This is a genomic window from Streptomyces sp. AC555_RSS877 (assembly GCF_019049245.1).
Taxonomy (GTDB): Bacteria; Actinomycetota; Actinomycetes; order Streptomycetales; family Streptomycetaceae; genus Streptomyces.
This window is the reverse complement of sequence record NZ_JAGMUK010000018.1, coordinates 53,311-73,447: the sequence shown is the minus strand read 5'-3', so window position 1 is coordinate 73,447 and position 20,137 is coordinate 53,311. Positions and strand designations below refer to the sequence as shown.

The 20,137-nt window shown below is 72.5% G+C and carries 16 protein-coding genes; 3 read left to right on the top strand and 13 right to left on the bottom strand.

What is annotated here, in order from left to right:
• Positions 1-174: 174 nt before the first annotated feature.
• From KUM49_RS08475 to KUM49_RS08460, 4 genes are all read right to left on the bottom strand, one after another.
• Positions 175-2,736: a polynucleotide kinase-phosphatase gene (locus KUM49_RS08475; protein ID WP_217236103.1), complete on the bottom strand. Its 2,562-nt coding sequence runs from the start codon at positions 2,734-2,736 to the stop codon at positions 175-177.
• Positions 2,733-4,202: a 3' terminal RNA ribose 2'-O-methyltransferase Hen1 gene (locus tag KUM49_RS08470; RefSeq protein WP_217236102.1), complete on the bottom strand. Its 1,470-nt coding sequence runs from the start codon at positions 4,200-4,202 to the stop codon at positions 2,733-2,735. Before KUM49_RS08470 ends, KUM49_RS08475 begins: the two co-directional genes overlap by 4 nt.
• A gap of 128 nt (positions 4,203-4,330) precedes the next feature.
• Positions 4,331-5,239: a DUF4232 domain-containing protein gene (locus tag KUM49_RS08465; protein ID WP_217236101.1), complete on the bottom strand. Its 909-nt coding sequence runs from the start codon at positions 5,237-5,239 to the stop codon at positions 4,331-4,333.
• Between the two features lie 98 nt (positions 5,240-5,337).
• Positions 5,338-6,261, bottom strand: coding sequence for an LLM class F420-dependent oxidoreductase (locus tag KUM49_RS08460; RefSeq protein WP_217236100.1), 924 nt, complete (start codon positions 6,259-6,261; stop codon positions 5,338-5,340).
• A 245-nt stretch (positions 6,262-6,506) separates the two neighbouring features.
• On the opposite strand from KUM49_RS08460, the gene KUM49_RS08455 reads away from it, so the two are divergent.
• Entirely contained in the window at positions 6,507-6,695 is a 189-nt protein-coding gene (locus KUM49_RS08455) for a hypothetical protein (protein WP_217236099.1), read from the top strand.
• Between the two features lie 114 nt (positions 6,696-6,809).
• Here KUM49_RS08455 and KUM49_RS08450 read toward each other — a convergent pair whose 3' ends face one another.
• The 4 genes from KUM49_RS08450 to KUM49_RS08435 all read right to left on the bottom strand — a co-directional run bounded on the left by KUM49_RS08450 (position 6,810) and on the right by KUM49_RS08435 (position 9,474).
• Entirely contained in the window at positions 6,810-7,268 is a 459-nt protein-coding gene (locus tag KUM49_RS08450) for a DUF6099 family protein (protein WP_217236098.1), read from the bottom strand.
• A 225-nt stretch (positions 7,269-7,493) separates the two neighbouring features.
• On the bottom strand, positions 7,494-7,820 hold the full coding sequence (locus KUM49_RS08445) for a nucleotide pyrophosphohydrolase (protein ID WP_217236097.1): 327 nt from the start codon (positions 7,818-7,820) through the stop codon (positions 7,494-7,496).
• The gene (locus KUM49_RS08440; RefSeq protein WP_254400929.1) at positions 7,817-9,004 is read right to left on the bottom strand and encodes an AAA family ATPase; all 1,188 of its coding nucleotides are present in this window, start codon (positions 9,002-9,004) and stop codon (positions 7,817-7,819) included. The genes KUM49_RS08445 and KUM49_RS08440 overlap by 4 nt, the downstream gene beginning before the upstream one ends.
• A 74-nt stretch (positions 9,005-9,078) precedes the next feature.
• Positions 9,079-9,474: a cell division protein SepF gene (locus KUM49_RS08435; RefSeq protein ID WP_217236096.1), complete on the bottom strand. Its 396-nt coding sequence runs from the start codon at positions 9,472-9,474 to the stop codon at positions 9,079-9,081.
• 187 nt (positions 9,475-9,661) lie between these two features.
• On the opposite strand from KUM49_RS08435, the gene KUM49_RS08430 reads away from it, so the two are divergent.
• Positions 9,662-13,708, top strand: coding sequence for a bifunctional nitrate reductase/sulfite reductase flavoprotein subunit alpha (locus KUM49_RS08430; protein ID WP_217236095.1), 4,047 nt, complete (start codon positions 9,662-9,664; stop codon positions 13,706-13,708).
• 177 nt (positions 13,709-13,885) lie between these two features.
• Entirely contained in the window at positions 13,886-15,616 is a 1,731-nt protein-coding gene (locus tag KUM49_RS08425; protein ID WP_308406570.1) for a hypothetical protein, read from the top strand.
• Positions 15,617-15,625: 9 nt separating this feature from the next.
• Here KUM49_RS08425 and KUM49_RS08420 read toward each other — a convergent pair whose 3' ends face one another.
• The 5 genes from KUM49_RS08420 to KUM49_RS08400 all read right to left on the bottom strand — a co-directional run bounded on the left by KUM49_RS08420 (position 15,626) and on the right by KUM49_RS08400 (position 19,914).
• Positions 15,626-16,240: a sigma-70 family RNA polymerase sigma factor gene (locus tag KUM49_RS08420; RefSeq protein WP_217236094.1), complete on the bottom strand. Its 615-nt coding sequence runs from the start codon at positions 16,238-16,240 to the stop codon at positions 15,626-15,628.
• A 94-nt stretch (positions 16,241-16,334) separates the two neighbouring features.
• Positions 16,335-17,030, bottom strand: a complete 696-nt coding sequence (locus KUM49_RS08415; RefSeq protein WP_217236093.1) for a hypothetical protein — start codon at positions 17,028-17,030, stop codon at positions 16,335-16,337.
• A 100-nt stretch (positions 17,031-17,130) separates the two neighbouring features.
• Entirely contained in the window at positions 17,131-17,838 is a 708-nt protein-coding gene (locus KUM49_RS08410; RefSeq protein WP_217236198.1) for a YcnI family protein, read from the bottom strand.
• An 84-nt stretch (positions 17,839-17,922) separates the two neighbouring features.
• Positions 17,923-18,504: a hypothetical protein gene (locus tag KUM49_RS08405; protein WP_217236092.1), complete on the bottom strand. Its 582-nt coding sequence runs from the start codon at positions 18,502-18,504 to the stop codon at positions 17,923-17,925.
• A gap of 99 nt (positions 18,505-18,603) precedes the next feature.
• The gene (locus KUM49_RS08400) at positions 18,604-19,914 is read right to left on the bottom strand and encodes a phytase (RefSeq protein WP_217236091.1); all 1,311 of its coding nucleotides are present in this window, start codon (positions 19,912-19,914) and stop codon (positions 18,604-18,606) included.
• Positions 19,915-20,137 lie beyond the last annotated feature (223 nt).

Genomic DNA, 20,137 nt, shown 5'->3' with positions numbered 1-20,137 from the left:
CTGTCCCCCATGAAGCCGGTACGCCTGCCTGACCGGCCTGCGAAGTTAGCACGGCAACTGGCGGTTCACCAGGGACAAGCGGGGACGCGCGGGACGAAGTCCGGCCGGGCGCCCCGCAGTTGGGCGACTCGGCCGGAAATCGACCCCGGCGGTCCCACGGGGCGCTGTCGTCGGCTACAGCCTGGGGTCCACCGGCTCCGACTCCAGCGCCAGCACCCCGAACACCGCCTCGTGCACCCGCCACAGCGGCTCCCCCTCGGCCAGCCGGTCCAGTGCCTCCAGGCCGAGCGCGTACTCGCGGATCGCGAGGGAGCGCTTGTGGTTCAGGAACCGGCCGCGGAGCCGGGCGAGGTTCTCCGGGCTCGTGTACTCCGGGCCGTAGATGATCCGCAGGTACTCGCGGCCCCGGCACTTGATGCCGGGCTGCACCAGGCGGCCGGCCGCGCTGCGCACCACCGCGCCGACCGGCTTGACGACCATGCCCTCGCCGCCGCGGCCGGTCATCTCCAGCCACCAGTCGACGCCGGCTCGCACCGACTTCGGGTCGGCGGTGTCGACGTACAGGCGTCGAGTGGTCTGGAGCAGACCGGTGCTGTCGTGCTCCACGAGCCGGTCGAGCAGGGCCAGCTGCTCGTCGTGCGGCAGGGCGGCCAGGCTGCGGCCCTGCACGGCGAGGATCTGGAACGGTGCCAGGCGGACGCCGTCGAGGCCGTCCGTGGTCCAGCAGTAGCGCCGGTAGGCGTCCGTGAACTTCGCGGCGGTGCCGGCCCGTTCGCGCTGACGGGCGAGCAGGTCCGCCACGTCGACGCCGCGTGCCGCCGCGCCCTCCAGGGCGGCCAGCGCACCCGGGAACACCGCTCCGGAGGCGGCGCCCACGGCCGCGTACTGCGACCGCAGGAGGCCGGACGCCTTCAGCGACCACGGCATCAGTTCGGCGTCCAGCAGGAGCCAGTCCGTGTCGAGTTCGGACCACAGGCCCGCCTCGCCGATCGCTGTCCGCAGGCGGCCCAGGATCTCCTCCGTCACCGACTCGTCGTCGAAGAACGGGCGGCCGGTGCGTGTGTAGAGCGAGCCCGTGGGGCCGTCCACACCGAAGCGCCTGGCGGCCGCCTCCGCGTCCCGGCACACCAGGGCCACCGCCCGTGAGCCCATGTGCTTCTCCTCGCACACGACCCGCTCGACGCCGTCCTCCTGGTACTGGGCGAAGGCCTCGGCGGGGTGCTCCAGGTACCCCTCGATGTGGGACGTGGCGGTCGGTGCCATGGTCGGCGGCAGGTACGGCAGCAGCCGCGGGTCGACCGCGAAGCGGCTCATGACCTCCAGGGCCGCCGCCGCGTTCTCCTCCCGGACCGACACCCGGCCCGCGTGCCGTGTCTCCACGACCCGGCGGCCGTGCACGTCCGCGAGGTCGAGCGGGCGTCCGTCGTGCCCGCCCGGCGCCTCGCTGCGCAGCGGCTTCGCCGGCTCGTACCACATCCGCTCGGCCGGTACGTCGACCAGCTCGCGCTCCGGCCAGCGCAGCGCGGTGAGCTTGCCGCCGAAGACGGCACCGGTGTCGAGGCAGATGGTGTTGTTGAGCCAACTGGCTTCCGGAACCGGGGTGTGCCCGTAGACGACCGCCGCCCGGCCCCGGTAGTCCTCCGCCCACGGGTAGCGCACCGGCAGCCCGAACTCGTCGGTCTCGCCGGTGGTGTCGCCGTACAGGGCGTGCGAGCGGACCCGGCCGGAGGTGCGGCCGTGGTACTTCTCGGGCAGACCGGCGTGGCAGACGACCAGCCGGCCGCCGTCGAGGACGTAGTGGCTGACGAGCCCGTCGATGAACGTCCGTACCTGCTGCTTGAACTCCTCGCTCTCGCCCTCCATCTGCTCGATGGTCTCGGCGAGTCCGTGGGTGTGCTGGACGTTGCGACCCTTGAGGTAGCGGCCGTACTTGTTCTCGTGGTTGCCCGGCACGCACAGGGCGTTGCCCGACCGCACCATCGACATCACGCGGCGCAGCACGCCCGGGCTGTCCGGACCGCGGTCGACGAGGTCGCCGACGAAGACCGCGGTACGGCCCTCGGGGTGGACGCCGTCGGTGTAGCCGAGCTTGCCCAGCAGGGTTTCGAGTTCGGAGGCGCAGCCGTGGATGTCGCCGACGATGTCGAAGGGGCCGGTGAGGTGGGTCAGGTCGTTGAAGCGCTTCTCGGTGACGACGGTGGCGGTCTCGACGTCCTCGACGCCTCGCAGGATGTGCACCTTCCGGAAGCCCTCGCGCTCCAGGTGCCGTACGGAGCGTCGGAGTTCGCGGATGTGGCGGCCGATCACGCGGCGCGGCATGTCGGCGCGGTCGGTGCGGGCCGCGTTGCGTTCCGCGCATACCTCCTCCGGCACGTCGAGCACGATGGCGATGGGCAGCACGTCGTACTGCCTGGCCAGGTCGATCAGCTGCCGCCTGCTGTCCTGCTGCACGCTGGTCGCGTCGACGACCGTGCGGCGGCCGGCGGCGAGGCGCTTGCCCGCGATGTAGTGCAGGACGTCGAAGGCGTCCCGGGTCGCGCTCTGGTCGTTCTCGTCGTCGGAGACCAGGCCGCGGCAGAAGTCGGAGGAGATGATCTCGGTGGGCTTGAAGTGCCGGCGGGCGAAGGTGGACTTGCCGGAGCCGGAGGCGCCGACGAGGACGACGAGGGAGAGGTCGGTGACGGGGAGAACCCGTCCCTTGTTCTGCGTCCCGGTCTTGCTCTCGGTCTCGGTCATGCCGCCTTCGCCTCCTTCTCGGTCACGCTCTTCATCGTGAACACCGCCATCTGCGTGGGCGGTCCCACCTCGGGGTCGTCCGGTCCGACGGGGACGAACTCCACTCCGTAGCCGTGCCGTTCGGCCACCGCGTCCGCCCACTGGCGAAACTCCGCGCGCGTCCACTCGAAGCGGTGGTCGCCGTGCCGGACGTGCCCGGCCGGAAGGCTTTCCCAGCGGACGTTGTACTCGACGTTCGGGGTCGTCACCAGCACCGTGCGCGGACGGGCCGACCCGAACACCGCGTACTCGAGGGCGGGCAGCCGGGGCAGGTCGAGGTGCTCGATCACCTCGCTGAGCACAGCGGCGTCGTACCCCTTGAGCCGTTTGTCGGTGTACGCCAGCGAGCTCTGGAAGAGCTGGACGCGCGAGGCCTGCCGCTCCCCCATGCGGTCCAGCTTCAGCCGCCGGGAGGCGATGGTGAGTGCCCGCATCGACACGTCGGTGCCGACGATCTCGGTGAACCGCGGGTCCCTGAGCAGCGCCTGCACCAACTGACCCTGCCCGCAGCCGAGGTCGAGCACCCGGGCGGCGCCGGACGCCTGGAGCGCGGCGACGATCGCGTCGCGGCGCTGCACGGCGAGCGGGGTCGGCTTCTCCTCGGTCTCGGCCTCCGCCTCCACGGCGTTGTCGATCTCCTCGACGTCCGTGTCGTCGGCTTCGGCCAGCCGCACGAGCTCCAGCCGCTCCATCGCCTGCCGGGTCAGGGACCAGCGGCGCGACAGATAGCGGCTGGTGATCAGCTTCTGCTCCGGGTGCTCGGGCAGCCAGCCCTCACCGGCCCGCAGCAGCTTGTCGACCTCGTCGGGGGCCACCCAGTAGTGCTTGGCGTCGTCGAGGACGGGGAGCAGCACGTACAGGTGACGCAGCGCCTCGGCGAGGGTCAGCGCCTGCGACTCCAGTACGAGACGGACGTACCGCGAGTCGCCCCACTCCGGGAACTCGCTGTCCAGAGCCACCGGTTCGGCGGTCACCGCCCAGCCGAGCGGTTCGAAGAGACGTCGTACGAGTTCCCGGCCGCCCCTGGCCGGAAGCGCGGGCACCTCGATGCGCAACGGCCTGGTCTCCTCGGCGGCTTCGGGCCTCGCGCCGCACACGCCCCGCATCGCGCTGGAGAACACGCCGCTCAGCGCCACGGCGAGCAGCGAGGAGGCGGCGTACGGGCGGTCGTTCACGTACTGCGCGAGTGCCGCGTCGGGTGCGCCGCCCCGCCCCTTGCCCTTGCCGCGCCTGACCAGCGCCACCGCGTCGACCTCCAGCAACAGCGCCGCAGTGCAGCGCTCGGCATCCGCCTCGGGGTAGAGGACGTGCGCCGTGCCGTAGGACGTGGAGAACGCCTGCGCCTTCTCGGGATGCTTGTGCAGCAGGAAACCGAGGTCGGTGGCGGGGCGTTCGGGAGTACCGGTGGTGCTGATCGTCAGAAACACGGGGAGGCCTCTCCGGCCGGTGGATGTGATGGCTGTCGTACGTGCGAAAGCCCTCAGGGAGGTGATCCTGAGGGCGCGGCAGGACGACGGTCATACGATCCCACAGCCCCGCCGACCGGCGCTTTCGATTATCGGAGCTGTCGGCGCTCCTCCGCCTGCCAGGGGCTTACCCCGAGCTTTCCGGTGGTGCCGAGGTCGAGGTGAGGGGTCACCGTGACGGGTGCGGCGCCGGACTTCGCCCGGACCCTCACGTAGGGAGCGTTGACGGCGACGCCGCCTTGGGTCGTGTTGCGCCACACCAGACTCGCTCGGGCGCGTTCGCCGGGCTTCAGGGTCACGGGCCGGGGCGGGTCGTCGGAGCCGGTGACGGCGGTGGTGATGCCGCCGCTGCCCCGGAGGATGCTGACGCCGTCGACCGGCTCGCGGTCCTCGTCGAGGAGGGTCAGCTGCGGATAGCCCTCGACGTGGTAGTCGGCGGTGCCGCAGTTCTCCAGCCACAGCCCCACGACACGCAGCCCCATGGCGGCGTCGCCCTCGTCGGTCGTGACATTGATCCCGGAGGAGGGGCACCTGCCCGGCTCGGCCGGCGCCTCGGCCGCGAGGACGCTGGTGACCTGGGAGACCTTCGCCCGCGTCACCTTCATGTCCCCGCCGCCTCCCGTCAGGAGCGGCATGTCGACGGTCCCCCGCACGGTTCTGCCCGGCTCGACCTGCCGCACGGTCTGGCGGGTGTTGGTCACCACCTGGCCGGCGGCCGTCGTGAAGTCGAACAGGATCGTGTACGTCAGCGCTTCGGAGCTGTCGTTGACCACTTCGTAGGCGGCGGAGACCGGGGAGTACGCGGCAACGATCCCGGGCGTCGAGGGGGACGGAAGGGTCACGCCGGTGACCCGCACACCGTCCAGCCCCGGATCGGACACCGAGCTCCGGGGCGTCGGGCCGGCTCCGCCGCCCGGGGAGCCGGCGCGTTCCGAGCCGCAGCCTGCCAGAAGCAGGGCGGCGACAAGGACCGGGAGTAAGGGGGTGGCTCTGCGCATCGGGCCACCCCACCAGCATCCGGATCACATCACCTGTGGCGGAGGCCACAGTTCCGGCCACAGGCTTGTCACAGTCACCTTTCGGCGCGCTCCGACAGCTACGACAGCTGCGACTGCACCTGCGCGGAGATGAGCTCCAGGTGGTCCAGGTCCGACAGGTCGAGGATCTGGAGGTAGATCCGCTCGCAGCCGGCATCGGCATGGCGGCCGATCCTGTCGACGACCTCGGACGGGGTGCCGGCCAGGCCGTTGGCCTTCAGCTCGTCGACCTCGCGGCCGATGACGGCGGCCCGGCGGGCGACCTCCTGGTCGTCCTTGCCGACGCAGGCCACGAGGGCGCTGGAGCAGGTGATCTCGTCCGCCTTGCGGCCCGCCTCCTCGGCGGCGGCACGCACCCGGCCGAACTGGCGCTCGCTGTCCTCGATCGAGCCGAACGGCATGTTGAACTCGTCGGCGTACCGCGCGGCCAGCCGCGGGGTCCGGGTGGCGCCGTGGCCGCCGATGAGCACGGGGATCTTGCGCTGGGCGGGCTTGGGGAGCGCGGGCGAGTCGGTGAGGTCGTAGTACGTGCCGTGGAAGTCGTAGGTCTCGCCGATCGCGGTCGCCCACAGGCCGGTGACGATCTCCAGCTGTTCCTCCAGTCGCCCGAACTTCTCCTTCGGGAACGGGATGCCGTACGCCGCGTGCTCCTCCTCGAACCAGCCCGCGCCCAGGCCCAGTTCGACGCGGCCGCCGGACATCTGGTCGACCTGCGCGACCTGGATGGCGAGCACGCCGGGCAGCCGGAACGTTCCGGCGGTCATCAGCGTGCCGAGCCGGATGCGCTTCGTCTCGCGGGCCAGGCCCGCCAGGGTGATCCAGGCGTCGGTGGGGCCGGGGAGGCCGTCCACGGAGCCCATCTTCATGTAGTGGTCGGAGCGGAAGAACGCGTCGAATCCGAGGTCTTCGGTGGCCTTGGCGACGGAGAGAAGGGTGTCGTAGGTGGCGCCCTGCTGGGGCTCGGTGAAGATGCGGAGATCCATGCCTCCATCCTGCACGCTGCGATCGCGGTCAACCTCATCGGTCCCTTGGGTCGCACCCGTGCCCGGTCGGGTGAGAATCCGTCGAGGCCGCACCCGGGGAGCGACCTCGCCAGTGACCCGGTACGACGGTGATCGTTGGCTCGGCGGAGCCGGACCGACCGGCGCCCGCACCGGACGGTCGCCCCGGGGCGTCGTCGTCCGTCACCCGCGTCGGCCCCGAGGGGCCTTGGGCCTAGGAGGCCGTCATGTCCGAGGAAACAGTGCCGCATCAGGGCGGGGGTGCCGGTGCCGCCACCGGGCAGCCGAAGGGGCTGCTCCAGCAGATGGAGGAGCTGATGGCCGCGCTGAACGCGGACCTGTCGGCGCTGGACGCGGACCTGCAGTCGGCCGGGAGCGCGGGGCGCGGAGCGGTGGAGGACGGGGAGACCGGCTGACGGCCGTTCGCTTCCGGGCGGACCGGGCGGGTCGGCGTGGGGGGTGGGTCGCGCAGCCCGGCGCTTACGGGGCGCCGCCCGCGGACGGGCGGCACGACCGCGCCTCCACCACCCCTACGCCGGCAACGCCTCGTCCCTGTCGGCCAGTCTTCGCAGCATGTCCAGGACCCTGTCCCTCGACTCGTCCGCCGCGTCGATCGCCTCCATGCACTGCCAGTACGTGCCCTCGTCGTCCGCCGCGCTGGCGAGGCCCACCAGGGCGATGCCCACCTCGCCGAGCAGGCCGCCGAGGCAGAGGAGCGCCTGGCGGGCGTCGCCCAGGTCGGTGAGCTGGGCGGCACGGAGATGTTCCATGTCGATGTCCGGACGGTCGAGGACACCGCAGCCTCTGCCCGCCAGCTCGGTCAACCCCAGCGCCTCACCCCGCAGTTCGGGTGGGCCCGCGACCGCGAGGCGGCTGCCTATCGCCTGGGCCAGGGCCTGCGCCTGCCACACCTCCGCCATGACGTGCGGTGGGTCACCGCCTCCCGCCAGGGCGCGTCTGCTCGCCACGATGAGCCGCACAGCGTCCATGCGCTGCCCCCGTCTGTCCGACGCGCGCGCGGCGCGTCCGCCCGAACTCCCTTGTTCACTACCCAGAGTGAGGGCGCCTGAGACAAAAAGCCAGAGGAAGGCGGAAATCTTCGGACAACGAATCGATTTCGGCTCGATTTCTGACTCCGGAGAGTAATAACGGACGCGCCGGTTCCCCCAACGGGCGGGCTGCTCCCGCGGACGCGCCTGGTCCCGCGAGCGCCACTACGGCGCCGGAAACCTCCGCTCGTTCCGGTCGATCTTGGCGTCCAGCGCCGCCAGCGGGTCGATACCGAGCACTTCGCACAGCTGCAGGAGATACGCCAGGACGTCGGCCACCTCGTCCGTGACGCGGTGCGCGGTCTCGGGGTCGGCCATGACGCGGGCGGACTCCTCCGGCGTCAACCACTGGAAGATCTCGACCAGTTCGGACGCCTCCACGCTGAGCGCGGCGACGAGGTTCTTGGGGGTGTGGTACGGCTGCCAGTTGCGGGCGGCGGCGAACTCGGCCAGCCTGCGCTGCAGTTTCGCCACGTCGAGAGGTTCGGTCACGGCTCCAGGTGTACCACCGTGACTCCCGCCAGACCGGCGGCCCAGGACGCGTCGCTCACCGCGCCGACCAGGCGGATGTGCCCGCGGTCGCACATCCGGGCGGCCAGCCGCAGCAGTTCGGCCCGCTGGCGCGGGTCGAGGCCCCGGTCGAGGTTGTCGGCGAGCACGGTGAGGGTCTGCAGGGCCGCCGGTACCTCGCCGACCGGGTCGACCTCCAGCACCCCGGGTCCGGTGAACAGCACCAGCGCCAGCGCGAGGTACCTCAACTCGCCGTCGCCCAGCCGCCCGAGCCGCGTCCGGATCCCGTCGCCCCGGTCGAGCAGCGCGCGCACGGTCCCGTCGGTGAGCGGTTCGGCGTACAGGTCTTTGACGGGGCCGGCGCATCCGGCGCGCACCGCCGCGACGAGTTGCGCATGTCGTCGCGTGCACTCGGCGCGGGTGCGCCCGAGCACGTCGGCGAGGTTGTCGCAGCCGCCGAGCAGCCGCCCGGTGCCGGTCGGGACCGGACCGCGCATCCGGCCGGGGCGTGGATCGCAGGCGAAGACCGAGCGCAGGGCGACGACCATCTGTTCGGCGGCGGCGAGCACCCGGCGTTGCCCGTCCGTCTTGCCGGCGACGCGCAGCGGAAGCAGGGCGGTGCCGAGCCGGTCGTCGGGCAGCGGGGCGCGGGTGACCGGCGCGGAGCCCGCCGTGTGCCAGGCGGCCTGCACGGTGCGGCGCGAGGGGTCGCGCAGGGCGGTCTGCAGGAGGACCAGGCCGTCCGTAGACAACCGCTCGCCCACAATGCGCAGGTTGGGTTCGGCCTGGACCGCGACGTCGAGCCGGACCGGGCCCTCGGGTCCGTCGGCCGTACAGCCGATGCGGAAGCCGCGCCGGCGCTGGGCGTCGGGCCGGGCGCGGTCGGGGACGCAGGCGGCCGGGTCGGGGAACACCTCGTCGACCACGGCTCCGCCGCCGAGCCGGGCGAGTGCCTCGTACGCCCGCAGCGCGGTCGTCTTGCCGCAGCCGCTGGGCCCGGCGAACAGGGTGAGCGGGCCGAGCGGGAACCCGGCACGCCGGTGCCCGGCGAAGGCGGACAGGCGCAGTTCGGTGACACACGGCCGGTCCGGGCGCTCTCCGCCGTCCCCGGACGGCGCCGGTGAGGGGGATAAGGCGGACGTGGGGGACGTGCAGGACACGGTCATGTGCGGACCGTAGGACTCCGCCGTCAGGCGAACCGTTCCGTCCGGCGGACCTTCCTACGATCGGGGGACCGGTCTCACGTGCCGGGCACACCCACGCCTTCCATCAGTCCGGTCACCTCGGTGCCGGCGGGTGTGAGCAGGAACACGTTCCGGTCGACGCGGTGCATGCCGCTCGCCAGCCCGAAGACGACCCCCGTGCTGAAGTCGAGGATGCGTTTGGCGACGTCGGTCTCCGCGGCGGTGAGGTCGAGGAGGACGGGTATGCCCGCCATCAGCGTCTCGGCGACCTCGCGGGCGTCCGCGAACACAGTGACCCTCAACACCACGAAGCGGCGCCGGGTCTCGGTGACGGCCTCGGGCATGGCCCGGTGACCGACCGAGGAGGGCCAGGCGTCCCGGCCCCGCAGCGGCACGACCTGGGCGAGCCCCTCCCACTGTTCGTCGGTGACATCGTGGCTGTTCACCGGCATGCTCCGTTCTCGGCTCGCACTGCTGTCTGCATCCGGTAATTCTTACGCATGGTCACCCGTTCGGCCCACAGCGACACGCTCCGCGACCCCCCTCACACCGCCTCCGGGACGCCTGTGCAGTGGGCGTAACCCCTGGTGATCAAGTTGTGTCACATAGGCGTAACGGGCAATTCGTACGGTTGTCGTCATGACGACGACCCCACGCATGCAGCAGACGCAGCAGGTGCGCACGGTCTGCTCGTACTGCGGTGTGGGCTGCGGCATCCTGCTCGACGTCGGGATGGGCCCGGACGGCAGGCGTACGGTCCTGAAGGCGTCCGGTGACAAGGCGCACCCGGCGAACGCGGGGCGGCTGTGCACCAAGGGCGCGACGACCGCCGAGATGCTCGCCGCGCCCGGCCGGCTGACCACGGCGCTGGTGCGGGACGACCGGGGCGAGGAGCCGGTGCCGGTGCCCGTGGCCGACGCGATCGCCGAGACCGCGCGGAAGCTGCGCACGATCATCGACGAGCACGGGCCGGACGCGGTCGCCTTCTACGTCTCCGGGCAGATGAGCCTGGAGGCCCAGTACCTGGCGAACAAGCTGGCCAAGGGGTTCGTGCGGACCAACCAGATCGAGTCGAACTCGCGGCTGTGCATGGCCAGCGCGGGTGCCGGCTACAAGCTGTCGCTGGGGGCCGACGGGCCGCCTGGCTCGTACGACGACTTCGACTCCGCGGATGTCTTCCTGGTCATCGGGTCGAACATGGCCGACTGCCATCCGATCCTGTTCCTGCGGATGATGGAGCGGGTCAAGGCGGGCGCCAAGCTGATCGTCGTGGACCCGCGGCGCACCGCGACCGCCGCCAAGGCGGACCTGTTTCTGCAGGTCAAGGCGGGTACGGACCTGGCCCTCCTGAACGGGCTGCTGCATCTGCTGGTCGAGAACGGGCACACCGACCCCGATTTCATCGCCGCGCACACCGAGGGCTGGGAGGCGATGGAGGGGTTCCTGGCCGACTACGCGCCGGACGTCGTCGCGGAGATCACCGGGCTCGCCGAGGACGACCTGCGCGCGACCGCGCGGCTGATCGGCGAGGCCGGTGAGTGGATGAGCTGCTGGACCATGGGGCTCAACCAGTCCACGCACGGCACCTGGAACACGAACGCCCTGGTCAACCTGCATCTGGCGACCGGCGCGATCTGCCGTCCGGGCAGCGGCCCCTTCTCCCTCACCGGCCAGCCCAACGCGATGGGCGGCCGTGAGATGGGCTACATGGGCCCGGGCCTGCCGGGGCAGCGGTCGGTGCTCGTGCCGGACGAGCGGGCGTTCGTCGAGGAGCTGTGGGAGCTGCCGCCGGGGGCCGTCCGGGCGGACGGGGTCGGCAAGGGCACCGTCGAGATGTTCCAGAAGATGGCCGACGGGGAGATCAAGGCCTGCTGGATCATCTGCACCAACCCGGTCGCCTCGGTCGCCAACCGCCGTACCGTCATCGAGGGCCTGGAGGCCGCCGAGTTCGTCGTCACCCAGGACGTCTTCGGCGACACCGAGACCAACGCGTACGCCGACGTCGTACTGCCCGGCGCGATGTGGACCGAGGGCGAGGGCGTCTTCGTCAACAGCGAGCGCAGCCTCACGCTGACCGCGGCCGTCGCCGACCCGCCCGGCGAGGCGACGGCGGACTGGCGGCTGATCGCGGCCGTGGCGCGGGAGATGGGGTACGAGAAGGGGTTCTCGTACGACAGCGCCGAGGAGATCTTCGAGGAGATCCGGCGCTTCTGGAACCCCGTCACGGGATGGGACCTGCGCGGGGTGACGTACGAGCGGCTGCGGTCGACGCCCGTGCAGTGGCCGGCCGCGTCGGAGGACGGGCCCGAGCGCAACCCCATCCGGTACGTGGACGAGGGCGGGCTGCGGTTCCCGACCGCGAGCGGCAGGGCCGTCTTCCACGCGCGGCCGCACCTGCCGGCCGCCGAGATGCCGGACGACGACTACCCGTTCGTCCTGAACACCGGGCGGGTGCAGCACCAGTGGCACACGCTGACGAAGACGGGCAGGGTCGCCAAGCTCAACAAGCTGAACTCCGGGCCGTTCGTGGAGCTGCATCCCGCGGACGCGCGGGAGCTTGGGGTCTCCGAGGGCGACCGGGTGGAGGTCGCGTCGCGGCGGGGGCGGGCCGTGCTGCCCGCGGCGGTCACCGACCGGGTGCGGCCGGGGGCCTGTTTCGCGCCGTTCCACTGGAACGACCTGTTCGGGGAGTACCTGAGCGTCAACGCCGTCACGAGCGACGCGGTGGATCCGGTGTCGTTCCAGCCGGAGTTCAAGGTGTGCGCGGTGTCGCTGACGCGGGTGTCGGCACCGGTGGCACCGGCGGCCCCCGCCGACGTCATCGTCCCGACCACCGTCACCCCGGGCGCGGACCCCTTCGGGATCGCACCGGCCCCGCCGCCCGTCCTCACCTCCCAGGAACGGCTCTACCTCACCGGCTTCCTCGCGGGCATCAACTCCGGCGCCCCCGGCGTCCCGGTGCTCCCGCCGGACGCGCCTTTCAGCCCCGAGCACGCGCTGTGGGTGAACGGCGTCCTGGCCGGCATGTACTCGCGGACCACGGCCGAGCCCCAGGTCCGGCGCGGCCGTCAGGTCGTCATCCTGTGGGCCTCGCAGACCGGCAACGCCGAGGAGTTCGCGGGCGCCGTCGCCGACCGGCTGTCCGAGAGCGGGCACACGGCGACGCTCGTCGGCATGGACGACACCGACCCGGGCACACTGCCGTCCGGCGCCGACCTGCTGCTGATCACCAGCACCTTCGGCGACGGGGACGCGCCGGACAACGGCTCCGGCTTCTGGGAGGCGCTGTCCGGGGAGCAGGCCCCGCGCCTGGAAGGGGTCCGCTACGCCGTCCTGGCCTTCGGCGACTCCTCGTACGACGACTTCTGCGGGCACGGCCGCCGACTGGACGCACGGCTGGACGAGCTGGGCGCGGTGCGGCTCGCGCCGCGCATCGACTGCGAACCCGACTTCGAGCCGTCGGCGGACGCGTGGCTGGACGAGGTGCTCGGCGCGCTGGGCACCAAGACCGACGTCCAGGAACCCGCGACGAGCCCGCAGCCCCCGGCCACGAAGCCCGCCCGCTCCCCCAAGCCCGCCCCCACCGCCGCCCGTCTCGTCGGCAACCGGCTGCTCAGCCGGCCCGGCGCGGGCAAGGAGGTCAGGCGGTTCACCTTCGACACGAGCGGGACGCCGCTCGCGTACGAGGCCGGGGACGCGCTCGGGGTCCGGCCGGTCAACTCGCCCGCGCTGGTGGAGGAATGGCTCGCGGTGACCGGCGTCGAGGGTTCGGCCTCCGTGTCCGTGGACGGTGTCGGGGAGGTGCCCTTCGCCGAGGCCCTGCACCGGCACCTGGACATCACGAAGATCACCCCCGACCTGCTCCGCTTCGTCTCCGAACACGTCCGTGACGACCGGGAGTTCCGCAGGCTGCTGCGTCCCGACAACAAGGACCGCCTCGCGCAGTGGAGCTGGGGCCGCCAGGCGGTGGACGTGCTCGCCGAGCACCCGGTGCGGGCGGCCGCGCAGGACTGGGCGGACGTCCTCAAGAAACTGCAACCGCGGCTGTACTCCATATCGTCCAGCCCGCTCGTCGACCCGCACCAGGTCTCGCTCACGGTGTCCGTCGTGCGCTACGAGAACCTGCACGGCCGTCCGCGCGGCGGCGTCTGCTCGCCCTTCCTCGCCGGCGCCGAGGCGGACACCGAGGTGCCGGTGTTCGTGCAGCGCTCGCCGCACTTCCGGCCGCCCGCCGACGCCTCGACGCCGATGGTGATGGTCGGCCCCGGTACGGGTGTCGCGCCCTTCGTCGGCTTCCTCCAGGAGCGGCTCGCACTCGGTCACCGGGCGCCCAACTGGCTGTTCTTCGGCGAGCAGCACCGCGCCACCGACTTCTACTACGAGGACGAGCTGACCGCACTGCTCGACGAGGGCGCCCTGGCCCGCCTCGACACCGCCTTCTCCCGGGACCAGCGCAACAAGGTGTACGTGCAGGACCGGATGCGCGAGCACGGCCCGGAGCTGTGGCGCTGGCTCCAGGACGGCGCCCACTTCTACGTCTGCGGTGACGCCTCGCGGATGGCGAAGGACGTGGACCGGGCCCTGCGGGACATCGCGGTCGCGCACGGCGGGCTGGACGAGACCGAGGCGTCGGCGTGGGTGAAGCAGCTGGCGGCGGCGAAGCGGTACGTGCGGGACGTGTACTGAGGCACTCCGTGGGGGGACGTCCGCTGGACGCGCGGAAGTGGGACGTCCCGTGGACGCGCGAAGCGGGACGTCCGCCGGGCACCCTTTGCCCGGGATGCCCGCTTCTTACCGCCCTCACACCGCGCTCTTCACCTCCTTCGGCACCTCGCTCACCAGGCACGATTAACGTCCGGTGGCGTGCTCCTGGCAGATACTCGACTGTCGGCGCCCGGTCGGCGGCTCCAGCCGGCGGGGCCCGCCGCCCCGGAACCCCCCGCGCAGTGGCATCGCGTCCTGACGCTGCTCGCCGACATCAGCCTTCTCATCGGTACACGCTCGGTGTGGACGCAGGCGGCCGTGCACCGGCTGCCCGTGGCCGCCGTGATCTGCGTCTGCTACGCGTCGATCCTGGTATACGGGGTGCTGGCGCTGGTGGTGCGCCGGGAACGGTCGCTGGCGCGGCTGGACCTGTGCGTCCTGGTGACTGCGGTGACGCTCGCCCTGTGCGCGCTCGTGCTCTCCCACCGGGGCTCCGACGAGGCGGACCTGACCACGCAGGCCGCCCGGGAGCTGGTCGCCGGGCACGCCGTCTACGGGCAGCCCTGGCCCTGGCTGTTCGGCCATCCCGGTGTCGGGCTCACCCCGACGACGAACGGCGGCTACGACCTGACGTACGGTTACCCTCCGCTGGCCCCGCTGCTGACCGCTCCCCTGCTGTGGCTGGGCCACGGCGGCACCCCGGCGGCGGTGCTGGCCTCGCTCGCGCTGGTCGTCGGCACGGTGGTGCTGTGGCGGCTGCTGCCCGTCCCCTTGCGGTCCGCGGCGACCATGGTGTGCCTCGGCTTCGGCATGCTGCCGTCGTACGGCAGGCTCGGCTACCCGGCGATCCTGGCCCTGGCCCTGCTGGTGCCGGTGGTGGTGCGCTGGCCGCGGATCGGACGCGGCGGGCGGCTCGGCCCGGCCGGGCTCGCGCAGGCCGCCTGCCTGGGAGCGGCGTGCGCGGCGCAGCAACTGCCGTGGTTCCTCGCGCCGTTCCTGCTGGCCGGCGTCTACGCCGTGCGGTGCGGCGAGCTGGGCGCGCGGGCGGCGGCACTGGTGGTGCTGCGGGTCGTCGGGGCCGCCGTCACGGTGTGGCTGCTGATCAACACGTACTTCGTCGTGAGCGAGCCGGGACCCTGGCTCGAGGGCATCGCGCTGCCGCTGACCCAGGGCGCGGTCCTGCACGGGCAGGGTCTGGTCGACGTCTCGCTCTACTTCACGAACGGCAGCGACCGGCTCGACTGGTACGCGCATGCGAGTCTGCTGCTGGCCGCGGGCCTGCTGGCGCTGTTCGTGCTGTTCGTACGGCGGCTGGGGCCCGCCGCGACCGTGCTGCCGTGGTGCGCCTTCTATCTGGCGACGCGTTCGCAGGACGGCTACTACCTGATGATGACGCCGCTGTGGCTGGCGGCGGCCATCACCGCGCCCCCGGCGGAGTTCGCCGGCGCGTGGCAGCCGAGGCCGCGCCTGCTGTGCGGCCCGCACCGGCGTCCGGCGCGGGCCGCGGCGGCCGTACTGCTGCTCGTTCCCGCGCTGGCGGGTTCCGTGCTGGCGGTGACGGGGACGCCTCCGCTGCGGATGCGGGTCGCGTCGGTGCAACGGGCCTCGGCGACCGTCGTCTCCGGGCTGACCCTGCGGGTCACCAACACGGACGCCACCGCCCTGACCCCCCACTTCACGCTCACCACGGGTCAGGGCATGGACCCGTACTGGCCGGTCGTGCGGGGCCCGGCCGCGCTGCCCGCGCACATGACGGCGACGTACGAACTCCGGCCGCCGGACGGGACGTACGCCGTGCCGCGACAGCCGGGCGTACGGATCCGGCTGCGGGCCTTCACGCCCTCGCCGCAGACGCTGTCGAGTGCGTACGTCAGGCTGCGGTCCGGCTGAAGCGGAGCGTCACGCCGCCAGGACGGCAGGCCGTGGGGGCTGCTCCTCCGCCGCGGTCAGCAGCTCGATGAGGGTGGCGCGGGCGCGGGACACCCGGGAACGGACCGTGCCGACCGGACAGCCGGCCAGCGCTGCCGCCTCCTCGTACGGCAGGCCCAGCAACTGGGTGAGGACGAACGCCTCCCGGCGCTCGTCGGGCAGCGCCGCCAGCAGGTCGGCCAGCGCGATGCCGTCGTCGAAGCCGGGCAGTCCGCACGGCTGGGCCCGCTCGACGGCCAGCTGCCAGTCCGTCGCGTCGTGCAGCCGGGGCCGGGCCGCCGAGTACCGGTAACTGTCGATCACCGCGCGCCGCGCGATGGAGAGCAGCCAGGCACGGGCGGAGGAACGGCCCTCGAACCGGTGCAGGCTGCCGAGCGCCCGCAGGAACGTGTCCTGGGCCAGGTCGTCCACAGCCTGCGGATCGGCGCAGAGGTGGGCGACGTACCGCAGGACGTCGCGGTGCAGTGCGCGGACGAAGTGCTCGACGGCTTCGGTGTCACCGGCCCGGGCGGCGAGCGCCCAGGCGGTCGTGGAGTCGTCCATGGGGTGCCTTGTAGCGATCACTTGGTGTCCTTCTCGGGGCATCCGTGATGTGCGGGGATGCGGCCGTACGACGCCTGTGTGGGCGTACGGCCGCGGCCCGAGGCGCCCTACGGCGGCCTCGGGGTACCAGCTGTCTTCAGACGACAGCCGTCCCCAGGGGCGGGCCCCGAGAAGTGATCGCGTGGACGAGAAGGAGCAGGCGCGGCGCCTGGTCGGTGTGCGGGCGGCGCCTCCGCGGGCGCGGCCGGTCAGGGATGGCGGGCAGTGCCGGCAGCAGCCTCAGCGGGGCGGCCAGCCATCCGGCGACGGCCCGCAGGATGCGGAAGGCGGCCCGTTCGCCGTGCGCCAGCCACAGACCGCACAGCAGCGCGGCCAGGAGGTGGGCGGCGAACATGCCGAACGAGGAGGTGTCGACGCCGGTGGAGTGGCCCGTGTGGCTCATGTCCATGGAGGCCATGCCGTCCATGGACAGGGAGCCTGTGTGGGCGGAATCCATGTGCGGGGAGCCCATGTGCGCGGAGCCCATGTGCGGGGAGCCCGTGTCCGGGGCCGGCGAGCCGCTCGCCGACGCCCCGCTCGCCGACTGCGCGAGCGAGAACGCCGTATGCAGGAGCGTCTGGACGGTGACCACGACGGCCAGGACCAGGGGAAGACCCCGCTCCCGCCCGGACAGACCCCAGCCGACGGCGCCGGTCACGGCGAATCCGGCGGCCAGCACCGAGCCGGGTACGTGGCTGCCGGACATCACGACGTGGCCCAGGGCGGCGAGCAGCACACAGACGGCCGCGAACACCGCGGCCCGTACGGTGCGCGAACCCCACCCGGCTGTCATGGCACCCTCATCCTCGCATCAACAGGCACGTCGTCACGCAGGGGTACGGAAATCCCCTCGGCCTCCGACTCATCCCCACCCATGTGATCCACGACACTGTCTACGCGGACGCGGCGGTACCCCTGCGCGCGACGGCGAACACGGCGGCCGCCAGGCCCAGTACGCCCACGACCAGACCGGCGATGCCGAGTCCGCGCGCGGTGGAGTCGCTTGCCGAGGCCGCCGTCGACCCGGAACGCACGGTTGCCGCCTCCGCCGTACCGTCACCCGCCGTGAGCCTGAGCACCGGCGCCGGGTTCTCCGGCTCCGGCGCGCCCTGCTCGGCCTCCTCGATCCAGCGGACGACCTTTCCGTCGGAGTAGGTCTGCAGGGTCTTGAAGGTCAACTGGGCGGTGTTGTCGGGCAGTTGTCCGAAGGCGACGTCGAAGTCCTCGTAGTGGCCCGGGCCGATCGCCCCGCCGGTCCAGGTGATCTCGGAGACGGCGTCGGTGGTGGTGCCGTCGTCCGTCTTGACCGGCGTCCTCAGCTTCGTGTCGGTCACCTTGGCGCTCCAGCCGTCGTGCGGGGAGACGAGGACGCCGAGGACGGGGTGGTCGGTGGGCAGGAAGAGCTGCACCTTCGTGGTGCTCACGGAGTCGTCCTCGTCGGGGACCCGGAAGCTCAGGACGCCGTCGGTGGCGCCCTTGGCGTAGCTCTCGGGGTGCACGGTGACGTGCGCGGAGGCGGCGCCCGCGGCGGCCAGCACTCCGGCGGCGGCGAGGACGGTGACGGCGCCGGCACGGCGCAGGACGGTGGGCGCGCAGGACATGGCCCGGCAGGGCAAGGGGCGGTAGGACATGGGGCGGTAGGGCATGGGTGGGTGAATCTCCGTACTGGGGAAGGGTGTCGGGGGTCAGGTCGCGTACGGAAGCCCCACGGGCGGGCCGCGTCGCCGCACCGCGTGCCGCAGGACGATCCGGCGCAGCGCTCCCGGTCCGTCACCCGCTCGTCGTACGCCGCCGGGACGGACCGGTACGGCCCGCCCGCCCCTCAGCACCTGCCACCAGGCGACGAGCCCCGGCACGACCGCGACGGCCCGGCGCAACAGCGACCACAGCGCGGCCTCGCCGCGTCGCAGCCACCAGGTCAGCAGGAGGGCGGCAAAGACGTGGGCGAGGCCGGCGTGCGGTGTCAGGGCGTGTGACGGATGCATGCGCGTGCCGTGCACGGCCACGACCGCATGCGGCCGCGCGGCCCCGAACGCGAGGTGCAACCCTCCCTGCGCCGCGAGCGTCGCACCGCCGAGGGGCAGCAACGACCGCTCCCGCCCGCCCAGTAGGCACCCTCCCGCGAACACCGCCACGAACCCGGCGCCCTGCACCCATACCGGCGGCGCCATCCCGGTCGCCAGTGCGTGCCCCCCGGCAGCCAGCAGCACGCACAGCGCCGCGAACACCGCCGCGCGCAGCCCTCGCACCGCCGGGGACGCCCTCATGCCGCCCGATCCTGCCACTCACTTCGGGGCGCCCGGCCCGCGCCCGTGCCCTCACGCGCCGTTTTTGCACGGGCATGACCGGACGTTTCCCCACCCGCGTCACATCCCGGTGGCGTCCACCACGGCACCGAGGTCGACGAACTTGAAGCCGGTCGCCGTACGCGTACCGCCCTCCCCGTCCGGTACCGCGGGGGTCTCCTGACCGTCCTGGACGACGAGCAGGCCGCGCGGGTAGCGGTCGCCGAGCGGGGCGTTGAGGACGGCCGCGCCGTCGCACTCCTCCACGCTGTCGAGCGTGTCCGTCGCGGCGCCGATCCGGAAGCCGCCCTCGTACTCGTTGTCCTCGCTCACCTCGCGGTCGTACAGGGCGAAGGTGTTGTCGCCCTGGCCGGAAGCGAGGAGGTAGCCGTCACCGTCCCGTTCCTGGAAGAGGGTCAGGCCCTCGACGTCGGCCGCCAGACGCCTGCCGCCGTATCCGGGGTCGGTGCCCGGGGCACACTCCTCGGTCTCCTCGTCGTAGGTTCCGGGGACGCCGTACTCCTTCACCTTGTCCACCAGCGCCGGCTTGCCGGTGAGGTCGGCGCGGAGCCGCCAGATGCCGACGTCCTCCTGGCCCGCGTAGAGCGTGCCGGTGGCCGGGTCGACGACCATGCCCTCGACCTGCGGGAGTTCGCCGGGCTCCAGGCAGGGGGTCCACGTCGTGCCGTTCGGCAGGCGGAAGGAGGAGGGCAGGTCGAGGGTGCGGACCTTGCGGTAGCCGACCGTGCCGTTCGCGGCCGGGACGAGTTCGAGCAGGGCGAGGCGGGTGCGTTCGCGCCGGCTCACCAACGCGTAGGTACGGCCGGTGGAAGTGTCCTTCCAGGTGGCCAGGCCGTACGCCGTGCGCTGGTCGTTGATCTCGCTCTGGCCGGCGGAGAAGACCGGGGCGGCGGCCGGGTCGGTGACGTCGGTCAGCGGACCGCCGGGCTGCGAGGGATCGACGCGGTAGATCCGGAGCCGGTCGCTGCCACGGTCGCTCACCACCGCCACGTCGGCCCGCCCGGCCGACGTACGCAGCCCGGAGACGAGGTCGACGTTGTTGAACCGGCCCGGGGCGTCGTCCTCGCCGGGCGGCTGCGGGGCGGGCAGCGACTGCACGAGGCGGGCGTCGAGGTCGTAGACCCGCAGACCGCCTTCCTTGGCGGTGGCCACGACGAGGCTGCGCCCGGGGTCGGCGGGGTTGCGCCAGATCGCCGGGTCGTCGGCGTCGGAGTCGCCGCCGGCCTCGTCGTCGTAGAGGGCGGCGGTCTCACCGGTGGCGGTGACCACCGGCAGGCCGGCCGCCCCCACCGGGGAGACCGCGAGGAGGGTCGTCAGCACGGTGCCCGAGGCGAGAAGTGCGGCTCTTCGCGCGGTGCGGGGCGTTCTCACAGGTGCTTCCTTACCGTCGATGTGTCAAGGACATGTCGATGGTGCGGGAGAAAGCTTGCCACCAGGAGACGGCGATCTGTCGGGCCGCCGTGGGTCGTATGACCGTACGTCGGCCCCCGTTCCCCGCCGTGTCGACGGCCCGGCGTCCGCCCGCCACCCGCAGGACGCCAAACCTGTACCGTTCCTTTTCTTGAACCATTCGTGTTTATGAGGGTAGGTTGTG